Here is a 3819-nt window from a genome sequence, read left to right as displayed (position 1 = left end):
CCCGCCACGGCACGATCCTGACCCTGGAAGACATCAGCGTCAGCTTCGACGGCTTCCGCGCCCTGAACAATCTCAACCTGTACATCGGTGTTGGCGAACTGCGTTGCATCATCGGCCCCAACGGCGCGGGCAAGACCACGCTGATGGACGTGATCACCGGTAAGACCCGCCCCAGCCACGGCAAGGCGTGGTTCGGCGAAACCCTTGACCTGACGCAGATGAGCGAAGTGCAGATCGCCCAGGCCGGGATCGGCCGCAAGTTCCAGAAACCGACGGTGTTTGAAGCCCTGAGCGTGTTCGAGAACCTGGAGCTGGCGCAGAAAACCGACAAGTCGGTGTGGGCCAGTTTGCGCGCACGCCTGAGCGGCGAGCAGCGCGATCGCATCAGCGAGGTGCTGGAAACCATTCGCCTGACCACCTCGGTCAATCGCCCGGCAGGCCTGTTGTCTCACGGGCAGAAGCAGTTTCTGGAGATCGGCATGTTGCTGATGCAGGACCCGCAACTGCTGCTGCTCGACGAACCAGTGGCGGGCATGACCGATGCCGAAACCGAATTCACCGCCGAGCTGTTCAAATCGCTGGCCGGCAAACATTCGCTGATGGTGGTGGAGCACGACATGGGCTTCGTCGGCTCGATTGCCGACCACGTGACGGTGCTGCACCAGGGCAGCGTACTGGCCGAAGGTTCGCTGGAGCAGGTGCAGGAAAACGAGCGGGTGATCGAGGTCTACCTCGGCCGCTGACGATTGTCCCCTGTAGGAGCTGCCGCAGGCTGCGATCTTTTGATCTTGTTTTTAAGATCAAGATCAAAAGATCGCAGCCTTCGGCAGCTCCTACACAGGGATTTGAGGAGATTTTGAGAATGCTGCAAGTCGACAAGCTGCACCAGTACTACGGCGGAAGCCACATCCTGCGCGGCCTGAGCTTTGACGTGAAAATCGGCGAAGTCACCTGCCTGCTCGGGCGTAACGGCGTGGGCAAGACCACCCTGCTCAAGTGCCTGATGGGCCTGTTGCCGGCGAAGGAAGGCGTAGTGAACTGGGAGGGCAAACCGATCACCACGTTCAAGCCGCACCAGCGGGTACAGGCCGGAATCGCCTACGTGCCACAGGGCCGGGAAATCTTCGGCCGGCTGACGGTGGAAGAGAATCTGCTGATGGGTTTGTCGCGGTTTCCCGGCAGTGAAGCGAAAGAAGTACCAAGTTTCATCTACGAATTGTTCCCGGTGCTGCTACAAATGAAGCAGCGCCGCGGTGGCGACCTCTCCGGTGGTCAGCAACAGCAGCTCGCCATCGGTCGCGCCCTGGCCAGTCGTCCGCGTTTGCTGATCCTCGACGAGCCCACCGAAGGCATCCAGCCCTCGGTGATCAAGGAGATCGGCGCGGTGATCAAGACCCTCGCGGCGCGCGGCGACATGGCGATTTTGCTGGTGGAGCAGTTCTACGATTTCGCTGCGGAGCTGGCCGATCAGTACCTGGTGATGTCCCGGGGCGAGATCGTACAGCAGGGTCGCGGTGAAAATATGGAGGCCGAGGGTGTACGAGGTCTGGTAACAATTTAATCTGTAGCTTCCTAACGATAATTACAAACCATGAACTTAGCGCTTTCCACTGCCCTGTTTACCCCGAGCTGGCACGCCGAGCTGGAGCTGGCCTACGCCCGCTTCGGCGACTGTACGCGCCCGGTTCAGCGCCGGCATCTCGGCCCGCTGCGCGTGCAAAAGCACCTGTATGCCGAAGGCCCCGAGGTCTGCCAGCACATCATCGTCCACCCGCCCGGAGGGATCGCCGGCGGTGACCGGCTGAACATCAGCGCCCGCGTCGAAGCAGACGCCTGGGCGCAGATCACCAGCCCCGGCGCGGCCAAGTGGTATCGCGCGGCGGGGCCGGCGTATCAGCAACTCGATCTGAAAGTGGCCGCAGGTGCGACGCTGGAGTGGCTGCCGCAGGAAACCATCGTCTACAGCGCCGCCCAGGCCGAACTCACCACCTCGATCGAACTTGAAGGCGATGCGCGGCTGTTCTACTGGGACGTGGTGGCGCTGGGCCGACCGGCCAGTGGCGAACGCTTCGACCTCGGACACTTTCAGGCGCATCTGGATATCCGCCGCGACGGGCGATTGCTCTGGCACGAGCGCCAGCGCATCAGCGGCAATGATGGTTTGCTCGATTCGCCCATCGGGCTGGATGGCAATCCGGTGTTTGCGACGCTGCTGGTCACCGGTGAGATTGATGCAGAGCTGCTGGAGCGGTGTCGTTCGCTGGGGCATGAAGTGCGCGGGGATCTGACTCAATTGCCGGGGCTGTTGGTGGCTCGGTGTCTGGCGTCAGAAGCACTGCTGGCCCGCGCCTGGCTGATCGACCTGTGGCGCCTGCTGCGCCCGGCCCTGCTCGGCCGCGAGGCCCAGCCCCCCAGAATCTGGAACACCTGAAATGCATCCCCCTTTAAACCCCTGTAGGAGCTGCCGAAGGCTGCGATCTTTTGATCCTCAAGAGCAAGATCAAAAGATCGCAGCCTGCGGCAGCTCCTACAGAGCGCGTACGAACCAATAATTTCCAACTGCCGATTATGGATTTCAAACGATGGACCTGACCCCACGCGAAAAAGACAAGCTGCTGATCTTCACCGCCGGCCTCGTCGCCGAGCGCCGACTGGCCCGTGGCGTGAAGCTCAACTACCCGGAAGCCATGGCCTACATCTCCGCCGCGCTGCTGGAAGGCGCCCGTGACGGCCAGACCGTCGCCGAGCTGATGCATTACGGCACCACCCTGCTGAGCCGTGAACAGGTGATGGAAGGCATCCCGGAAATGATCCCGGAGATCCAGGTCGAAGCCACGTTCCCCGACGGCACCAAACTGGTCACCGTCCACCAGCCAATCGTCTGAGGCCGCGCCATGACTTACACCATTCGCGATGCCCTGCACGCCGACCTGCCAGCGATCCGCGACATCTACAACGACGCGGTGCTCAACACCACGGCGATCTGGAACGAATCGGCAGTCGATCTCGGTAACCGTCAGGCGTGGTTCAGCGCCCGTCAGGCCCAGGCCTACCCGATTCTGGTGATCGTCGACGCCGACAACGTGGTGCTCGGCTACGCTTCGTTTGGCGACTGGCGGCCGTTCGACGGTTTTCGTCATACCGTCGAGCACTCGGTCTACGTGCGCAGCGACCAGCGCGGCAATGGCCTTGGTCCGCAATTGATGAGCGCATTGATCGAGCGCGCCAGAACCTGCGGCAAGCACGTGATGGTCGCCGCCATCGAAAGTGGCAACGCCGCGTCCATTCGTCTGCATGAACGCGCCGGGTTCAGCATCACCGGGCAGATGCCACAGGTCGGCACCAAGTTCGGTCGCTGGCTCGATCTGACGTTCATGCAACTGACCCTCAACCCTGGCGCCCAGCCGCCGGTCGCCAACAAGGAGTGACACCGATGAACGCCGCCCAACTGCGTCGCGTCAATGCGGAAAGTTTTGCGCACTATCGTCAGGGCCTGATTGATCTGCTGCTCGACGCCGTGGGTTATGGCGCCAGCGTCGGTTTCATGGCCGACCTCGATGCGATTCAGGCCCGCGCCTATTTCGATGAGGTACAGGACAACGTGAACAGGGGCAGCGTGCTGCTCTGGGTGGTGGTCAAGGACGAACAGGTGCTGGCCAGCGTGCAACTGGGCCTGTGCCAGAAGGCCAACGGCCTCAATCGCGCCGAAGTGCAGAAACTGCTGGTGCGCGAACAGGCGCGCCGCCGCGGCCTCGGTCAGCAATTGATGAATGCGCTGGAACTCGAAGCGGCCAAGCACAAGCGCGGCATGCTCTACCT

General features: G+C 62.1%; 6 protein-coding genes. All 6 read left to right on the top strand.

The window, feature by feature from the left end; translation table 11 throughout:
- On the top strand, nt 1-743 hold a 743-nt coding region (gene urtD / locus DBR18_RS27265), incomplete at its 5' end, for an urea ABC transporter ATP-binding protein UrtD (RefSeq protein WP_256589015.1).
- Between the two features lie 119 nt (nt 744-862).
- Nucleotides 863-1561 (top strand): urea ABC transporter ATP-binding subunit UrtE, encoded by a 699-nt coding sequence (gene urtE, locus DBR18_RS27260; protein WP_108592666.1) that lies wholly within the window; start codon nt 863-865, stop codon nt 1559-1561.
- 30 nt (nt 1562-1591) lie between these two features.
- Entirely contained in the window at nt 1592-2431 is an 840-nt protein-coding gene (locus DBR18_RS27255) for an urease accessory protein UreD (protein WP_108592665.1), read from the top strand.
- Between the two features lie 151 nt (nt 2432-2582).
- On the top strand, nt 2583-2885 hold the full coding sequence (ureA, locus tag DBR18_RS27250; protein ID WP_003221215.1) for an urease subunit gamma: 303 nt from the start codon (nt 2583-2585) through the stop codon (nt 2883-2885).
- Between the two features lie 9 nt (nt 2886-2894).
- Nucleotides 2895-3428, top strand: coding sequence for a GNAT family N-acetyltransferase (locus DBR18_RS27245; RefSeq protein ID WP_108592664.1), 534 nt, complete (start codon nt 2895-2897; stop codon nt 3426-3428).
- A 5-nt stretch (nt 3429-3433) separates the two neighbouring features.
- The coding region (locus DBR18_RS27240; protein WP_256589026.1) for a GNAT family N-acetyltransferase at nt 3434-3819 on the top strand (386 nt) is incomplete at its 3' end.

The organism is Pseudomonas sp. HMWF021, from assembly GCF_003061005.1.
In the GTDB taxonomy this organism is placed as follows: domain Bacteria; phylum Pseudomonadota; class Gammaproteobacteria; order Pseudomonadales; family Pseudomonadaceae; genus Aquipseudomonas.
This window is presented reverse-complemented; position numbering and strand designations above follow the sequence as displayed.

What these genes read in the sequence shown, in the direction of transcription:
- urtE (WP_108592666.1), top strand. Translation starts at nt 863, where the DNA reads ATGCTGCAAGTCGACAAGCTGCACCAGTACTACGGCGGAAGCCACATC.
- ureA (WP_003221215.1), top strand. Translation starts at nt 2,583, where the DNA reads ATGGACCTGACCCCACGCGAAAAAGACAAGCTGCTGATCTTCACCGCC.
- DBR18_RS27255 (WP_108592665.1), top strand. Translation starts at nt 1,592, where the DNA reads ATGAACTTAGCGCTTTCCACTGCCCTGTTTACCCCGAGCTGGCACGCC.
- DBR18_RS27245 (WP_108592664.1), top strand. Translation starts at nt 2,895, where the DNA reads ATGACTTACACCATTCGCGATGCCCTGCACGCCGACCTGCCAGCGATC.